Origin of the sequence: Streptomyces sp. NPDC058683, assembly GCF_042716195.1 — a bacterium.
Lineage (GTDB): Bacteria > Actinomycetota > Actinomycetes > Streptomycetales > Streptomycetaceae > Streptomyces.
On record NZ_JBHXSK010000073.1, the window covers coordinates 1 to 14,862 of the forward strand.

16 protein-coding genes and 1 pseudogene are annotated in these 14,862 nt (G+C 71.3%); 2 read left to right on the forward strand and 15 right to left on the reverse strand.

The window, feature by feature from the left end; all coding sequences use genetic code 11:
- Positions 1 to 33 precede the first annotated feature (33 nt).
- The 6 genes from der to ACFWXC_RS47820 all read right to left on the reverse strand — a co-directional run bounded on the left by der (position 34) and on the right by ACFWXC_RS47820 (position 4,993).
- Positions 34 to 1,512 carry a ribosome biogenesis GTPase Der gene (der, locus tag ACFWXC_RS47795; protein WP_384489648.1) on the reverse strand — a complete coding sequence of 493 codons (1,479 nt, stop codon included), beginning with the start codon at positions 1,510 to 1,512 and terminating at the stop codon, positions 34 to 36.
- A 77-nt stretch (positions 1,513 to 1,589) separates the two neighbouring features.
- Positions 1,590 to 2,309: a lysophospholipid acyltransferase family protein gene (locus ACFWXC_RS47800; protein WP_384489650.1), complete on the reverse strand. Its 720-nt coding sequence runs from the start codon at positions 2,307 to 2,309 to the stop codon at positions 1,590 to 1,592.
- Complete coding sequence (cmk, locus tag ACFWXC_RS47805; protein WP_384489652.1) at positions 2,267 to 2,953, reverse strand: (d)CMP kinase; 687 nt, start codon at positions 2,951 to 2,953, stop codon at positions 2,267 to 2,269. Before cmk ends, ACFWXC_RS47800 begins: the two co-directional genes overlap by 43 nt.
- Positions 2,954 to 3,049: 96 nt before the next feature.
- Positions 3,050 to 4,135 carry a prephenate dehydrogenase gene (locus tag ACFWXC_RS47810; RefSeq protein ID WP_384489654.1) on the reverse strand — a complete coding sequence of 362 codons (1,086 nt, stop codon included), beginning with the start codon at positions 4,133 to 4,135 and terminating at the stop codon, positions 3,050 to 3,052.
- Positions 4,132 to 4,494, reverse strand: a complete 363-nt coding sequence (aroH, locus tag ACFWXC_RS47815) for a chorismate mutase (RefSeq protein WP_384489656.1) — start codon at positions 4,492 to 4,494, stop codon at positions 4,132 to 4,134. Before aroH ends, ACFWXC_RS47810 begins: the two co-directional genes overlap by 4 nt.
- 97 nt (positions 4,495 to 4,591) lie before the next feature.
- Entirely contained in the window at positions 4,592 to 4,993 is a 402-nt protein-coding gene (locus ACFWXC_RS47820) for a YidB family protein (protein ID WP_384489658.1), read from the reverse strand.
- Between the two features lie 328 nt (positions 4,994 to 5,321).
- On the opposite strand from ACFWXC_RS47820, the gene ACFWXC_RS47825 reads away from it, so the two are divergent.
- Together ACFWXC_RS47825 and ACFWXC_RS47830 are read left to right on the forward strand one after the other, a co-directional pair.
- Positions 5,322 to 5,819: a Rieske (2Fe-2S) protein gene (locus ACFWXC_RS47825; RefSeq protein ID WP_384489660.1), complete on the forward strand. Its 498-nt coding sequence runs from the start codon at positions 5,322 to 5,324 to the stop codon at positions 5,817 to 5,819.
- Positions 5,820 to 5,841: 22 nt separating this feature from the next.
- Positions 5,842 to 6,585, forward strand: coding sequence for a DNA polymerase beta superfamily protein (locus ACFWXC_RS47830; protein WP_384489662.1), 744 nt, complete (start codon positions 5,842 to 5,844; stop codon positions 6,583 to 6,585).
- Here ACFWXC_RS47830 and ACFWXC_RS47835 read toward each other — a convergent pair.
- From ACFWXC_RS47835 to ald, 9 genes and pseudogenes are all read right to left on the reverse strand, one after another.
- Positions 6,511 to 6,714, reverse strand: a pseudogene (locus ACFWXC_RS47835) (nucleotidyltransferase domain-containing protein); the annotation flags it as partial. The gene ACFWXC_RS47830 and the pseudogene ACFWXC_RS47835 sit on opposite strands and share 75 nt — an antisense overlap.
- A gap of 29 nt (positions 6,715 to 6,743) precedes the next feature.
- Positions 6,744 to 7,766: an ADP-ribosylglycohydrolase family protein gene (locus ACFWXC_RS47840; protein ID WP_384489664.1), complete on the reverse strand. Its 1,023-nt coding sequence runs from the start codon at positions 7,764 to 7,766 to the stop codon at positions 6,744 to 6,746.
- Positions 7,763 to 8,482: an NUDIX domain-containing protein gene (locus ACFWXC_RS47845; RefSeq protein ID WP_384489666.1), complete on the reverse strand. Its 720-nt coding sequence runs from the start codon at positions 8,480 to 8,482 to the stop codon at positions 7,763 to 7,765. Before ACFWXC_RS47845 ends, ACFWXC_RS47840 begins: the two co-directional genes overlap by 4 nt.
- Before the next feature lie 204 nt (positions 8,483 to 8,686).
- Positions 8,687 to 9,811 carry a pseudouridine synthase gene (locus ACFWXC_RS47850; RefSeq protein WP_384489668.1) on the reverse strand — a complete coding sequence of 375 codons (1,125 nt, stop codon included), beginning with the start codon at positions 9,809 to 9,811 and terminating at the stop codon, positions 8,687 to 8,689.
- 11 nt (positions 9,812 to 9,822) lie between these two features.
- Positions 9,823 to 10,473, reverse strand: coding sequence for an SMC-Scp complex subunit ScpB (gene scpB, locus ACFWXC_RS47855; protein WP_384489670.1), 651 nt, complete (start codon positions 10,471 to 10,473; stop codon positions 9,823 to 9,825).
- On the reverse strand, positions 10,470 to 11,504 hold the full coding sequence (locus ACFWXC_RS47860; protein WP_384489672.1) for a segregation and condensation protein A: 1,035 nt from the start codon (positions 11,502 to 11,504) through the stop codon (positions 10,470 to 10,472). The genes scpB and ACFWXC_RS47860 overlap by 4 nt, the downstream gene beginning before the upstream one ends.
- An 18-nt stretch (positions 11,505 to 11,522) precedes the next feature.
- A complete protein-coding gene (locus ACFWXC_RS47865) occupies positions 11,523 to 12,149 on the reverse strand; it encodes a hypothetical protein (protein WP_384489674.1) in 627 nt (208 codons plus the stop codon).
- Positions 12,134 to 13,261 (reverse strand): ParA family protein, encoded by a 1,128-nt coding sequence (locus ACFWXC_RS47870; RefSeq protein WP_384489676.1) that lies wholly within the window; start codon positions 13,259 to 13,261, stop codon positions 12,134 to 12,136. Before ACFWXC_RS47870 ends, ACFWXC_RS47865 begins: the two co-directional genes overlap by 16 nt.
- A gap of 412 nt (positions 13,262 to 13,673) precedes the next feature.
- Positions 13,674 to 14,798 (reverse strand): alanine dehydrogenase, encoded by a 1,125-nt coding sequence (gene ald, locus ACFWXC_RS47875; protein ID WP_384489678.1) that lies wholly within the window; start codon positions 14,796 to 14,798, stop codon positions 13,674 to 13,676.
- Between the last annotated feature and the right edge of the window lie 64 nt (positions 14,799 to 14,862).

A 14,862-nucleotide genomic window follows, 5' to 3' on the forward strand; every position in this document is an offset into this window, starting at 1 on the left:
ACCGATGACGGTGGCCGCCCCTCGGGCGTACGGCTACTTCTTCTTGCCGCGCTTCTCGCGCACCCGCACGGAGATGTGGATCGGGGTGCCCTCGAAGGCGAACTCCTCGCGCAGCCGGCGCTCGATGAAGCGCCGGTAGCCCGCCTCGATGAAGCCGGAGGCGAAGAGGACGAACCGCGGGGGCTTGGTGCCGGCCTGGGTGCCGAACAGGATGCGGGGCTGCTTGCCGCCCCGGACCGGGTGCGGGTGGGCCGAGACCAGCTCGCCGAGGAAGGCGTTGAGCCGGCCGGTGGGGACGCGGGTCTCCCAGCCGGCGAGGGCGGTCTCGATGGCGGGGACCAGCTTCTCCATGTGGCGGCCGGTCTGCGCGGAGACGTTGACCCGGGGCGCCCAGGCGATCTGGCCGAGCTCGGTCTCGATCTCGCGTTCCAGGTAGTAGCGGCGCTCCTCGTCGAGGGTGTCCCACTTGTTGAAGGCGACGACGATGGCGCGGCCCGCCTCGACGGCCATGGTGACGATCCGCTGGTCCTGGACCGAGATGTTGTCGGAGGCGTCGATCAGGATGACCGCCACCTCGGCCTTCTCGACGGCGGCCGCGGTGCGCAGCGAGGCGTAGTAGTCGGCGCCCTGCTGGAGGTGGACCCGCTTGCGGATACCGGCGGTGTCGACGAACTTCCAGGTGATCCCGCCGAGTTCGATCAGCTCGTCGACCGGGTCGCGGGTGGTGCCGGCGAGTTCGTTGACGACGACCCGCTCCTCGCCCGCCACCTTGTTGAGAAGGGAGGACTTGCCGACGTTCGGGCGGCCGATGAGCGCGATCCGACGCGGGCCGCCGACCGCCGTGCCGAAGGTCTGCTCGGGCGCCTCGGGCAGCGCCTCCAGGACGGCGTCGAGCATGTCGCCGGTGCCGCGGCCGTGCAGGGCGGAGACCGGGTGCGGCTCGCCGAGGCCGAGGGACCAGAGGTAGGCCGCGTCGGCTTCGCCGCTGGGTCCGTCGACCTTGTTGGCGGCCAGCACCACGGGCTTGCCGGCCTTGCGCAGCAGTCGTACGACCGCCTCGTCGGTGTCGGTCGCGCCGACCTTGGCGTCGACGACGAAGACGACCGCGTCGGCCGCCTCGATCGCGTACTCGGCCTGGGCGGCCACGGAGGCGTCGATGCCGAGGACGTCCTGCTCCCAGCCGCCGGTGTCGACAACCTTGAAGCGGCGGCCCGCCCACTCGGCCTCGTAGGTGACGCGGTCGCGGGTGACGCCGGGCTTGTCCTCGACGACGGCCTCGCGGCGGCCGATGATGCGGTTCACGAGCGTCGACTTGCCGACATTCGGGCGGCCGACGACGGCGAGCACGGGCAGCGGGCCGTGGCCCGCCGCCTCGATGGCACCCTCGACGTCCTCGATGTCGAAGCCCTCTTCGGCGGCGAGCTCCATGAACTCCGCGTACTCGGCGTCGCCGAGCGCCCCGTGGTCGTACTCGTGCTCAGCCGAGTCGCCGGGCTGGATGTGGTCGTTCATGAAGTCCGTACCTCGTCGTTCATCGTGGTGATCGGTGGATAGGCCCCGTATCGGGCTGATCCACTACTTAGTGTCGCCTAGCGTCCGGTCAGACGCCTGGCGTTTTCCAGGTGGCTGGTGAGCTGCTTCTGGATGCGCTCGGTGGCCTGGTCCAGTGCGCCGCGGGTGCGCCGGCCGCTGCCGTCCCCCGCCTCGAAGGGGTCGCCGAAGACGACGTCGACGCGGGCGCGCAGCGGGGGCAGCCCCTTGACCAGCCGTCCGCTCCGCTCGGAGCTTCCCAGGACGGCCACGGGCACGATCGGCGCCCCGGAGCGCACCGCGAAGTAGGCGAGGCCCGCGCGCAGCGAGGCGAAGTCGCCCTCGCCCCGGCTGCCCTCGGGGAATATGCCGAGCACTCCCCCGGCCGTCAGCACGCCGAGCGCACGGGTGACCGCCGTGCGGTCGGTGGACTGCCGGTCCACCTTCAGCTGGCCGATCCGGGTCAGGAACGGGTCCAGCGGCCCGATGAACGCCTCCTTCTTGATCAGGAAGTGCGTCGGCCGGGGCGACACGCCCATGACCATCGGGCCGTCGATGTTGTGGGAGTGGTTCACGGCGAGGATCGCCGGGCCGTGCGCCGGCATCCGCCAGGCACCGAGCACGCGCGGCTTCCACAGCCCGTACATGAGGCCGACACCGATGCGCCGGCCCACCTCGGCGCCCCGCTGTGACGGAATCGACGGGTTCGACGCTTTCGACGCGTTCGACGGAAGGCTCACTTCCCCGCCCGCTTCTCCTCGACGAGGGTGACGACGCACTCGATGACCTGGGCCAGCGTCAGCGCGGTGGTGTCCACCTCGACCGCGTCGCCCGCCTTGGCGAGCGGCGAGGTCTTGCGGGTCGAGTCGGCCGCGTCCCGCTTGATCAGGGCCTCGCGGGTGGCGTTGACGTCGGCGCCCTTGAGTTCACCGCTGCGCCGGGCCGCGCGGGCCTCGGCGGAGGCGGTGAGGAAGATCTTCAGGTCGGCGTCGGGCAGCACGGTCGTACCGATGTCCCGGCCCTCGACGACGATCCCGGTCTCGGTGGCGTGGGCCAGCGACCGCTGCAGCTCGCTGATCCGCGTCCGCACCTCCGGGACGGCGCTGACCGCGCTGACCTTGGAGGTGACCTCCTCGGTGCGGATCGGGCCGGCGACGTCCACGCCGTCGACGGTGATCGTCGGGTGGGCCGGGTCGGTCCCGGAGACGATCTCCGGCTTGCCGGCGACCGCGGCGATGGCGGTCGGGTCGGTGAGGTCGATGCCGTTGTTCACCATCCACCAGGTGATCGCCCGGTACTGGGCGCCGGTGTCCAGGTAGCTCAGGCCGAGCTGGGTGGCCACGGCCTTGGACGTGCTCGACTTGCCGGTGCCCGAGGGGCCGTCGATCGCGACAATCACGGGCTTTGCGGCGCCGTTTTCCACGGGGGGACACCTTCCGGGTGCAGGGTGGTGGGTGGTGTGCGGGGCGCCGTCGCGCCCCGCACAAGGTTACCGGCCCCCGCGACCGCCGGATTCAGCCTATTGCCGCAGCGCCCAGCCCCGGTCCCGCAGCGCCGTGGTGAGCACCGGCACCGCCCTGGGCTCCACCCAGATCTGGACGTGACCGGCCTGCTGTCCGGTCGCGTGCTCGATGCGCACGTCCTCGATGTTGACGCCGGCCGCGCCGGCGTCCGCGAAGATCCGGGCCAGCTGGCCGGGCTGGTCGTCGATGAGCACCGCCACGACCTCGTAGGCGCGGGGCGCGGACCCGTGCTTGCCGGGCACCCGGACCTGGCCCGCGTTGCCGCGCCGCAGCAGGTCCTCGATGCCGGACCCGCCCTCGTGCCGCTTGGCGTCGTCCGAGGACTGCAGGGCCCGCAGCGCGCGCACGGTCTCGTCGAGGTCGGCGGAGACGTCCGCGAGCAGGTCGGCGACCGGACCGGGGTTCGCGGAGAGGATGTCGATCCACATCCGGGGGTCCGAGGCGGCGATCCGGGTCACGTCCCGGATGCCCTGCCCGCACAGTCGTACGGCCGCCTCCTCGGCGTGCTCCAGACGGGCCGCGACCATGCTGGAGACCAGGTGGGGCATGTGGGAGACCAGGGCGACCGCACGGTCGTGGGCGTCGGCGTCCATGACGACCGGGACGGCACGGCAGTGCGAGACCAGTTCCAGGGCGAGGTTCAGCACCTCGGTGTCGGTGTCCCGGGTCGGGGTGAGCACCCAGGGGCGGCCCTCGAAGAGGTCGGCGGTGGCGGCCAGCGGTCCGGACTTCTCCCGGCCGGACATGGGGTGCGTCCCGATGTACGACGACAGGTCCAGGCCCCGCGCCTCCAGGTCGCGGCGCGGGCCGCCCTTGACGCTGGCCACGTCGATGTAACCGCGCGCCAGGCCGCTGCTCATGGCGTCCGCGAGGACGGCGGCCACATGCGCGGGCGGGGCGGCGACGATCACCAGGTCGACGGGACCGTCCGGGGTCTCGCCGGTGCCGGCGCCGAGCGCGGCCGCCGTGCGGGCCTGCTCCGGGTCGTGGTCGGCGAGGTGCACCACCACGCCCCGCTGGGAGAGGGCGAGCGCGGCGGACGTGCCGATCAGGCCGGTGCCGATGACGAGTGCGGTCCTCACTGGGCGATGTCCTTGCGCAGGGCGGCCGCGGCGCCGAGGTAGACATGGCCGATCTCGGCGCGGGACCGGTCGGACTCGATGTGCGCCAGTATCCGTACGACCCGGGGCATGGCGCCTTCGATGTCCAGCTCCTGGGCGCAGATCAGGGGCACGTCGACGATGCCGAGCTTGCGCGCGGCGGCCGCCGGGAAGTCGCTGTGCAGGTCGGGCGTGGCCGTGAACCAGATGCTGATCAGGTCGTCGGGGGTCAGTCCGTTCCGTTCCAGGACGGCGGTGAGCAGCGCTCCGACCTGCTCGTCCATGTGACCGGCCTCGTCCCGCTCCAGCTGGACGGCCCCCCGGACCGCTCGTACCGCCACGGCACTGCTCCTGTTCTGACGTCGGCGTCTTGGTCCGTCCAGCCTAGTCAGGCCGGCGCCGGGCCCGTGCGCGGTGCCCGCCCGCTGAGACGGCGGCTCACCCGGACTGCTGCCGGACCAGGTCCTCGATCGGAGCCTGCGGCACCTCGCCCTCGGGGGTGAGCCGGTCGACGACCTGGGGCAGTCCCCGGGCGATCCGGTCCGCGGCCTTCCGCGGGCTCACGCCGGCCTGCTCGGCGACCTGCTGGAGGGTGTCGTCGGGCAGGGCCTGCTGGATCTGGTCGGCGGTGACGGGCTGGTTGGTGCCGGTGCCGACCCAGGAGTCCTTCTGTGCGGTGAGACCGGACCTGGCCAGGCTGTCGAGGAGGCCGCCCAGCGAACCCCCGCCCTGGCCGTGGCTGAGGGAGCCGATCAGCGCGCCCAGGAGCCCGGCGTCCTTGCCGTCGCCGCCCAGGAGGCTGCCGAGCATGCGTTCCAGATCGTTGCCTGCCATGACCATGCCTTTCGGTGCCTTTCGGTGTCCTTCAGAGCCTTCGAGAAGACGTCGGCGGACGCCGGCGGACCCCCTGGTCAATGTCGTCCCCATCGCTGCGTCCCGCTACTCGGCGGAGGCCCGTCCCGCTCGGGGGGCGCCCGCGATGAGACGCCCCGCGCACCGCACCGTCAGGACGCGTTGGGCTATCAGGCGTACGGAAAGCACGTTTTATGGCACTCCATCACGACTTACTTCTTCTTCAGGTGCTTTCAGTGCCAAGATGCTGCTGCTGCGCCCGGAGCGACTCCCTGGCGTCCGCCTTCTGGTTCTTCCGCACGTTCGGAGTGACGACATGACCGACGGTTCCACCCGCCGCACAATGCTCACGACGGGCGCGTCGGCGCTCGCCGTGTGCTGCGTGGGATGCAGCAACGGCAACGACAACAGCTCCTCCAGCTCGTCCGAATCACCTGCCGCCTCCGCGTCGGCCTCCGAGCCGGCCTCGGCCTCCGCATCGGCTTCCGCCGAGGCGTCCTCCTCCGGATCCGCCAGCGCGACCGCCGGGAAGGCGCTGGCGCAGACCAGCCAGATCCCGGAGGGCGGCGGCATGATCTTCAAGGAGCAGAAGATCGTGGTGACGCAGCCGAAGAGCGGCGAGTACAAGGCCTTCTCGGCGATCTGCACCCACCAGGGCTGCACGGTGTCCCAGGTGGCGGACGGCACCATCGACTGCCCCTGCCACGGCAGCAAGTTCCACATCGCCGACGGTTCGGTCGCGCACGGCCCTGCGACGAAACCGCTCCCGGCCGAGTCCATCACGGTGACCGGAAATTCGATCACCCTCGCGTGACCGGTTGCGTACGCTCCCGGGCATGCAGCCCGAGGACCTGGTACGCGACCACACGATCTACGCCTGTGTCATGGGGTCGAGGGCCTTCGGTCTGGCCACGGAGGACAGCGACACCGACCGCCGGGGCGTGTTCCTCGCCCCCACGCCCCTGTTCTGGCGCTTCGAGAAGCCGCCGACACATGTGGAGGGCCCCGGCGAGGAGCGGTTCTCCTGGGAGCTGGAGCGATTCTGCGAGCTGGCGCTGCGGGCCAACCCGAACATCCTGGAGTGCCTGCACTCGCCCCTGGTCGAGCACCTCGACGACACCGGCCGCGAACTGCGCGGACTGCGCGGTGCCTTCCTCTCCCGGCAGGCGTACGACACCTTCACCCGCTACGCCCTGGGCCAGCGCCGCAAGCTCGACGCCGACGTCCGGGTGCACGGCGCCCCGCGCTGGAAGCACGCGATGCATCTCCTGCGGCTCCTGACGAGCGCCCGCGACCTGCTGCGCACGGGCGAGCTGACGATCGACGTCGGCGACGCGCGCGAGTCCCTCCTGGCGGTGAAGCGCGGCGAGGTCCCCTGGCCGGAGGTCGAGACCCGCATGACCCGCCTCGCCGAGGAGACCGAGCGGGCCCGCCACGGCAGCCCACTCCCGCCGGAACCCGACCGCGCCCGCGTGGCCGACTTCCTCTTCCGGGTCCGCCGCGACTCAGCCCTGCGGCCGTACCCGCACCAGGAGGTCGTGCAGGGCGTCGTGGGCCCTGAGCGCGTCGGGCAGCGCTGACGCGTTCTGCGCCCGGTCGAGCAGCCCGTGCAGCCGTTCCACGTCGGCCTCCACGCGCGCGTGCTCGACATCGGCGCCGCCGTGCGCGGGGGCGGCCTTGGCGGCGATCAGCTCGGGCAGGTGGCTGGGTGACCGCGAAGCCCCTGCAGTCGTGGTGGTCAAGCGTCCCAGAGCGCGCCGAGCGTCTGCAGGTCGCCTCGGTACTCGATGCGGTCGGCCCACTCCGTCGGCCAGGCGTCGACGCCCAGCCAGGCGCCCGCGAAGGCGCCGGTCAGGCAGGCGATGGAGTCCGAGTCGCCGGAGGAGCAGGCGGCCCGGCGCAGGGCCGTCACCGGCTCGTCGGGGAAGAGCAGGAAGCACAGCAGACCGGTGGCCAGGGCCTCCTCGGCGATCCAGCCGGCGCCGGTGGCCAGGCACGGGTCGGCCTCCGGGGAGGCGGTCCGCACGGCCTCCTCAAGGCGGTCGAGTATCGCCAGGCACTCGTCCCAGCCGCGCGCGATGAACGCCGCGGGGGTCGCGTCCTGGCTCCGGGTCCACAGGTCGCCGAGCCAGGTCTGGTGGTAGTGGGTGCGGTTGTCGACGGCGTACGACCGCAACTGCCCGACCAGAGCGGCCGGTTCGGTCCCCGTCGCCAGCAGCCGTACGGCACGCGCGGTGAGGTCGGAGGCGGCCAGGGCGGTGGGGTGGCCATGGGTGAGGGCGGACTGCAACTGGGCGGCGCCGGCCCGCTGTTCGTCGCTCAGCCCGGGCGCGAGCCCGACCGGCGCGACCCGCATGTTGGCCCCGCATCCCTTGGAGCCGATCTGACTGGCGTCCTGCCAGACCCGCCCCTCCTCCTTCAGCAGCTCGCAGGCCCGCAGGCAGGTGTTGCCGGGCGCCCGGTTGTTCTCGGGCGACTCGTACCACTTCACGAACTCCTCCCGCAGCGGCCTCGCCAGCCGCTCAGGCGCGAGCACTCCCCGGTCCATGGCGGTGCGCAGCCCGTGCCCGACCGCGAGCGTCATCTGGGTGTCGTCGGAGACGACGGCCGGCCTCAGCAGCTTCATCTCCCGCCACGGCCCGCACTTGGCGAGGATCGAGGGCACGTCGTTGAACTCGGTCGGGAAGCCGAGCGCGTCCCCGAGGGCGAGACCTATCAGGGAGCCGCTGGCGGCACGCTTGTACGCGAGGTTCGAGGTCATGCGGGGCGTCCTTCCCGGGACGGGCGGAGCAGGGGTGGGTGGAGCGTGGCGGCGGTGCCCGCCCGGTAGAGCGCGGCGGGCTTGCCACGGCCGCCGGTCAGCCGGGCGGCACCCGGCACCGGCTCGACGAACCCGGGCGTGGCGAGCACTTTGCGGCGGAAGTTGGGGCGGTCCAGTTCGACGCCCCACACGGTCTCGTAGACGTTCTGCAGCTCGCCGAGCGTGAACTCGGGCGGGCAGAAGGCGGTGGCCAGGCAGCTGTACTCCAGCTTCGCACCGACGCGTTCATGGCCGTCGGCCAGGATCCGGTCGTGGTCGAAGGCGAGCGGCCGCGCCGGGTCGTACGGCAGCCAGCGCGCCTGGGCCGCGTCTCCGCCTCCGCGCGGCTCGGGCGCGTCGGGCAGCAGCGCGGTGAAGGCGACGGAGACGACCCGCATCCTCGGATCGCGGTCCGGTTCGCTGTAGGTGCGCAGCTGCTCCAGGTGCAGCCCCGACACGTCCGACAGTCCGGTCTCCTCGGCGAGTTCCCGCCGGGCCGCCGTCTCGGCCGACTCCCGGGGCAGCACGAAGCCGCCCGGCAGCGCCCACCGGCCGGCGTACGGCTCCTGCCCGCGCTCGACGAGCAGCACGTGCAGGGCACCCGCGCGGAGGGTGAGGACGGCGAGGTCGACGGTGACGGCGAAGGGTTCGTAGGCGTACTTGTCGTAGCCCCGCATGCGCCCGCCCCCTCGGTCTCGTTGCTCGGTTCGTGTTGCCCGATCCGACTAATAGTCGTTACGACTATAAAGAGTCCCAGGTCACCGCGCAAGCCCTCAGCGGCCGCTGGAGTCCCGTTCCCGGATACGACGGCGGCCGATTCCGGGCCACCCGGAACCGGCCGTCAGAAAGCCGCGCAAGCCCCTTCGCGGGGTTACAGGGTCCTAGAGGTCGACTTCCTTCAGGAGCATCCCGACCTCGGTGTTGGACAGGCGGCGCAGCCAGCCCGACTTCTGGTCGCCGAGGGTGATCGGCCCGAAGGAGACCCGCACCAGCTTGTCGACCGGGAAGCCCGCCTCGGCCAGCATGCGCCGCACGATGTGCTTGCGGCCCTCGTGCAGGGTGACCTCGACGAGGTAGTTCTTGCCGGTCTGCTCGACGACCCGGAAGTGGTCCGCGCGCGCGTACCCGTCCTCCAGCTGGATGCCGTCCTTGAGCTTCTTGCCCAGGTCGCGCGGGATCGGACCCACGATGTGCGCGAGGTAGGTCTTCTTCACGCCGTACTTGGGGTGGGTCAGCCGGTGCGCCAGCTCGCCGTGGTTGGTGAGCAGGATGACGCCCTCGGTCTCGGTGTCCAGGCGCCCCACGTGGAAGAGCCGGGTCTCCCGGTTGGTGACGTAGTCGCCGAGGCACTGCCGCCCGTCGGGGTCCTCCATGGTGGACACCACACCGGCCGGCTTGTTCAGCGAGAAGAACTGGTACGACTGCGTGGCGACGGTCAGCCCGTCGACCCTGACCTCGTCCTTCTCCGGGTCGACCCGCTTGCCCTGCTCGACGACGATCTCGCCGTTGACCTCGACCCGGGACTGCTCGATCAGCTCCTCACAGGCGCGCCGGGAGCCGTAGCCCGCGCGGGCGAGGATCTTCTGCAGCCGCTCGCCCTCCTGCTCGGCGCCCGGGAAGGTCTTGGGGAGCTTCACGTCCGGCTTGCCGGCGTACCGCTCCCGGTTGCGCTCCTCGGCCCGGGCGTCGTACTCACGGGAGCTCGCCGGGGCCGTACGACCGCGGCCGGTGCCCTGGCCCTGCCTGGGGCCGCCCTTGGCGCCGCCGCGTGCCGAGGCGCCGCGGCCCGACTTCGGGCCGTCCTGGGTCGCGCCGGGGCCTACGTCGTAGCGCCGCTCCTCCGGGCGCGGCTTCTTCGGCCGGCCGGCGCTCGTCTTGTCGTCGCGGGCGTTTCCGGCCCCGCGGTAGTTACCGCGGGCACCGCTGCTCCCGCCGCGGCCGCCGCTGTTGCCACCACGGCTCCCGCCGTTGTTTCCGCTGCTGTTCCTGCCGCTGCTGCTTCGCATCAAATTTCCGTCTAGTCGTCTGCGTCGTCTGCTCCCGGCGCATCGGGTGCGTCCGGATCGAACGACGGTACGCCCTCCTGGGTCTCGGCCTCGATCGCCTCCGCCTCCGGGAGGAAGGGCGCGAGTTCCGGAAGCTCGTCCAGGCCGCGCAGGCCCATCCGCTCCAGGAAGTAGTTCGTCGTCCTGTACAGGATCGCACCTGTTTCGGGTTCCGCGCCCGCCTCCTCGACCAGACCGCGCTGGAGCAGGGTGCGCATCACACCGTCGCAGTTGACCCCGCGGACGACGGAGACCCGGCTGCGGCTCACCGGCTGGCGGTACGCGACGACCGCGAGGGTCTCCAGCGCGGCCTGGGTGAGCCGGGCGGTCTGGCCCTCCAGGACCAGCCGCTCGACGGCGGGCGCGTACTCGCCCCGCGTGTAGAACCGCCAGCCGCCCGCGACGAAGCGCAGCTCGAAGCCGCGGCCCTGCGCGGTGTACTCCTCCGCCAGTGCCCGCAGCGCCTTCGTGATCGTCTGCTTCGGCCGCTCCAGGAGCTTGGCCAGGTGCTCGGCGGTGGCGGGCTCGTCCACGACCATGAGGACGGCCTCCAAGGCCGGCTTGAGGTCGAGTTCGGCGACCGGGCGCAGCCCGGCCGGCAGCTGTGTGGTGTCCTCGGTCACGCCTTGTCCTCCTTGGGCGGCTCGGGCGGCTCCGGCGGCCGGTCGAACTCGTCGGTCACCACCGGCTGGGTCTGCCCGTCCCCGCCGGTCCACCGCACGATCAGGTCGCCGAGCGCGGTCTCCTGGTCCAGGGCGACGGCCTTCTCGCGGTACAGCTCCAGGAGGGCCAGGAAGCGGGCGACGACGGTGAGGGTGTCGTCGGTGTCCTCGATGAGCGCCTGAAAGCTGGCCTCGCCCAGCTCCCGCAGCCGCGCCACCACGATCCCGGCCTGCTCCTGCACGCTGACCAGCGGGGCGTGGATGTGGTCGATGTACACCTGGGGCTTGGGCTTGGGCTGCATCGCCTTGACCGCGAGCCTGGCGAAGCCCTCGGGGCCGATGCTGATGACGACCTCGGGCAGCAGTTCGGCCAGGTGCGGCTCCAGGCCGACGGTACGGGGCCAGCGGCGGGCCTCTTCGTCCAGGCGCCGGTTGAAGATGTCGGCGATCTGCTTGTACGCGCGGTACTGGAGCAGCCGCGCGAACAGGAGGTCCCGGGCTTCGAGGAGCGCCAGGTCGGCCTCGTCCTCGACCTCGGCGGCGGGCAGCAGCCGGGCGGCCTTGAGGTCGAGCAGGGTGGCGGCGACGACGAGGAACTCGGTCGTCTGGTCCAGGTCCCAGTCCGGTCCCATGGCCCGGATGTGCGCCATGAACTCGTCGGTGACCTTGGAGAGCGCGACCTCGGTGACGTCCAGCTTGTGCTTGGAGATCAGCTGGAGGAGGAGGTCGAAGGGACCCTCGAAGTTGGCAAGGCGGACTTTGAAGACACCGTCGGGGACGGGTTCCGGTTCCGGGGTCTCGTCAGGAGCCTCGGCGGGAGCGGCCTCCGGCTCGGGCTCGGGTTCCGGCGTCGGTTCCGGCTCCGGTACGACCGCGTCCGGCTCGGGTTCCCGCTCCACGGGAACGGCCGCAGCCGCCGCGCCCGGCCCCTGTCCCAGCACACGCCGACGGCCGCCGGAGGGGCCGGAAACGGGAGCGTCGGTCGAGGTCATAGCCCCCGCAGGCTACCTCTACCGGCCGCGCAGCCGTCGTACGAGGATGCTCGCGTCCCCTCGGGACTCCAGGTCGGCCAGCACCACGGCGACCGCCTCGCGGACGATCCGGCCCCGGTCGACGGCCAGTCCGTGTTCGCCGCGGAGCACGAGACGCGCGTGCTCCAGGTCCATCAGCTCCTCGGCGGAGACATAGACGGTGATCTTCTCGTCGTGCCGTTCGCGGCCGCTGGGCCGCCGGGAAGGCGCCCGGCCGCCGCGCTTGCGGGGCTGGGCCTGCTCGGCGGAGGCGCCAGAACCTTCCTGCGTCGCCTGCCGCCGCCCGGACCGGTCCGCCGACGGCGTGACCGTGACCGAGGACCCGGCAGGCGCCGGGGCGTGGTTGCGGGACTCACCGGCATCGGCCGACTCGGCCCCCGCCGCCACGTGCTCCGCACCCTCGCCGTCGCCGCCCTGCACGGGCACCGAGTGCGGTGCGTCGTCGGCGGCCTCGGCCGCCGTGTCGTCGCTCTCCGCGGGACTCGCGGGAGCCGGCACCCGGGCCTCGCCGTTGGCCGGGCGCCTGGGAGTGGACGGCTGCAGCGCCATCCCCCCGGTCGTACGGAACAGTTCGTCGGCCCCCGGCAGACTCACTCGGCGTGACACCGGGCGAGCACCTCCCTGGCGAGCTGGCGATAGGCGGCGGCACCGACGGAGTTGGAGGCGTACGTGGTGATCGGCTCGCCGGCGACCGTGGTCTCCGGGAAGCGGACCGTGCGGCCGATGACCGTGTGGTAGACGTGATCGTCGAAGGCCTCGACGACACGCGCGAGCACCTCACGGCTGTGCACGGTGCGGGAGTCGTACATGGTGGCGAGGATGCCGTCGAGCTCCAGCTCCGGGTTGAGCCGTTCCTGGACCTTCTCGATGGTCTCGGTCAGCAGCGCGACACCACGCAGGGCGAAGAACTCGCACTCCAGCGGCACGATCACCTTGTGCGCCGCTGTCAGCGCGTTGACCGTGAGCAGGCCGAGCGAAGGCTGGCAGTCGATCACGATGTAGTCGTAGTCGGGCAGCAGCGGCTTCAGGGCGCGTTGCAGCGTCGACTCGCGGGCGACCTCGGAGACCAGCTGGACCTCGGCGGCCGACAAGTCGATGTTGGAGGGCAGCAGGTCCATGTTGGGGACCGCTGTCTTCAGGAGGACCTCGTCGGCCGCCATGCCCCGCTCCATGAGCAGGTTGTAGACGGTGAGGTCGAGCTCCATCGGGTTGACGCCCAGACCGACCGACAGCGCGCCCTGCGGGTCGAAGTCCACGAGCAGCACCCGCCGGCCGTACTCCGCGAGTGCGGCACCCAGGTTGATGGTCGACGTCGTCTTGCCCACGCCGCCCTTCTGGTTGCACATCGCGATGATCGTCGCGGGTCCGTGACTGGTCAGCGGGCCCGGGATCGGGAAGTACGGCAGCGGGCGACCGGTCGGGCCGATGCGCTCGCGGCGCTGGCGGGCCGCGTCGGGCGCGAGCGTGGCCGCGTACTCCGGATCGGGCTCGTACTCGGCGTCGGGGTCGTAGAAGTGCCCGTCGGGCAATTCGTCGTAGTCGGCGAACTGGCTGTGGGGCGCGCCCCTTCCGTCGCCGGCCATGGCGTTCACGTGATGGCCATCCATGCTCTGGTGTGCTGTCCGCGTGGTCAGCGAACTCTGATGGGCTGCGAAGGTGCGCACCGCGACGGAGCCGACAGCCTCGAACCCCGCGGGACCCTGGTCCCTCACCGGCATTCCTGGTTGACCACCCCCGGGAGAAAATGTCGACTCATTCACAAGTCGTCTTACCTCCTTGGTGACCAGGAAACTTCTAGACAGGTCAGCGTGGCACCATGCCGACAGTCGGCGACTCTATGGCGTGTCGGGCGTTCGCAGCAACACAATCCGCCGGACCCGGCAGGATGTGTCGGCAATGAAACATCCCGCTGTCAAGGGCGTACGGCCGTCGCACAGCAGGTTTCACCGGTGTGCGAATCGGTCGAAGAGTTACGTTCGAGGCGAGTTGACCGAGCGTCGCAAAGTGACCATACACACATCCGGCCGGACCTTGTCGGGCAAGGTCCGGCCGGATGAGCGCGATTGACGCGGCTTGTTGACGTATCGCCTTTACGAAAAGGTGACTTAGTCACCGCTTCGGCGGATCGGCTCAGTCCAGCAGCGTGTCGAGCTCGACGTGCTCCAGGCCGAGTGACTCGGCGACCTCGCGGTAAACGACCTTGCCGTCATGGGTGTTGAGGCCCTTGGCGAGCGCGGCGTCGCGGCGCAGCGCCTCGACCCAGCCGTTGTCCGCCAGCGACACGATGTAGGGCAGCGTGGCGTTGGTGAGCGCGTAGGTGGAGGTGTTGGGCACCGCGCCGGGCATGTTGGCGACGCAGTAGAAGACCGACTCGTGGACCCTGAAGGTCGGCTCGGCGTGCGTGGTGGGGCGGGAGTCCTCGAAGCAGCCGCCCTGGTCGATCGCGATGTCGACAAGAACACTCCCCGGCTTCATGCGGGAGACCAGCTCGTTGGTCACCAGCTTGGGGGCCTTGGCGCCCGGGATGAGCACCGCGCCGATCACCAGGTCGGCCTCCAGGCAGGCCTTCTCCAGCTCGAAGGCGTTGGACATGACGGCCTTGACCTTGGTGCCGAAGATCTTGTCGGCCTCGCGCAGCTTGTTGATGTCACGGTCGAGCAGGGTCACGTCGAAGCCCATGCCGATGGCGATCTGCACGGCGTTCCAACCGGAGACACCACCACCGATGACGACGGCCTTGGCGGGCAGCACACCCGGGACGCCGCCGGGCAGGACGCCACGGCCGCCGGCCGCGCGCATCAGGTGGTACGCGCCGACCTGCGGGGCGAGCCGGCCCGCGACCTCGGACATCGGGGCGAGCAGCGGCAGGGCGCGGTTCGGCAGCTCGACGGTCTCGTAGGCGATGGCGGTGGTGCCGGACTCCAGGAGGGCGTCGGTGCACTCCTTGGACGCGGCCAGGTGCAGGTAGGTGAAGAGGGTCTGGTCCTTGCGGAGGCGGTGGTACTCCTCCGCGATCGGCTCCTTGACCTTCAGCAGCAGGTCGGCGGTGGCCCACACCTCGTCGGCGGTGTCCAGGATCTGCGCACCGGCGGCGATGTACTCGTCGTCCGGGATCGACGAGCCGACGCCGGCGCCGCGCTCGATGACGACCTGGTGGCCGTGGCGCACCAGCTCGTGCACACCGGCGGGGGTGATGGCCACCCGGAACTCGTTGTTCTTGACCTCGCGGGGGATGCCGACCTTCACGTCGATCACGGTCCTTGGCTCAGAGGGTGTGGGGGCATAACAGCACATACCCGGCATGCGGGAACACACCAGG

Bases quoted from the DNA above. Each gene is read 5' to 3' on its own strand.
- der (WP_384489648.1), bottom strand. From the start codon at position 1,512: ATGAACGACCACATCCAGCCCGGCGACTCGGCTGAGCACGAGTACGAC.
- ACFWXC_RS47860 (WP_384489672.1), bottom strand. From the start codon at position 11,504: ATGACCTCGACCGACGCTCCCGTTTCCGGCCCCTCCGGCGGCCGTCGG.
- ACFWXC_RS47820 (WP_384489658.1), bottom strand. From the start codon at position 4,993: ATGGTCATGGCAGGCAACGATCTGGAACGCATGCTCGGCAGCCTCCTG.
- ACFWXC_RS47850 (WP_384489668.1), bottom strand. From the start codon at position 9,811: ATGCGAAGCAGCAGCGGCAGGAACAGCAGCGGAAACAACGGCGGGAGC.
- ACFWXC_RS47825 (WP_384489660.1), top strand. From the start codon at position 5,322: ATGACCGACGGTTCCACCCGCCGCACAATGCTCACGACGGGCGCGTCG.
- ACFWXC_RS47830 (WP_384489662.1), top strand. From the start codon at position 5,842: ATGCAGCCCGAGGACCTGGTACGCGACCACACGATCTACGCCTGTGTC.
- ACFWXC_RS47845 (WP_384489666.1), bottom strand. From the start codon at position 8,482: ATGCGGGGCTACGACAAGTACGCCTACGAACCCTTCGCCGTCACCGTC.
- ACFWXC_RS47840 (WP_384489664.1), bottom strand. From the start codon at position 7,766: ATGACCTCGAACCTCGCGTACAAGCGTGCCGCCAGCGGCTCCCTGATA.
- ACFWXC_RS47870 (WP_384489676.1), bottom strand. From the start codon at position 13,261: ATGCCGGTGAGGGACCAGGGTCCCGCGGGGTTCGAGGCTGTCGGCTCC.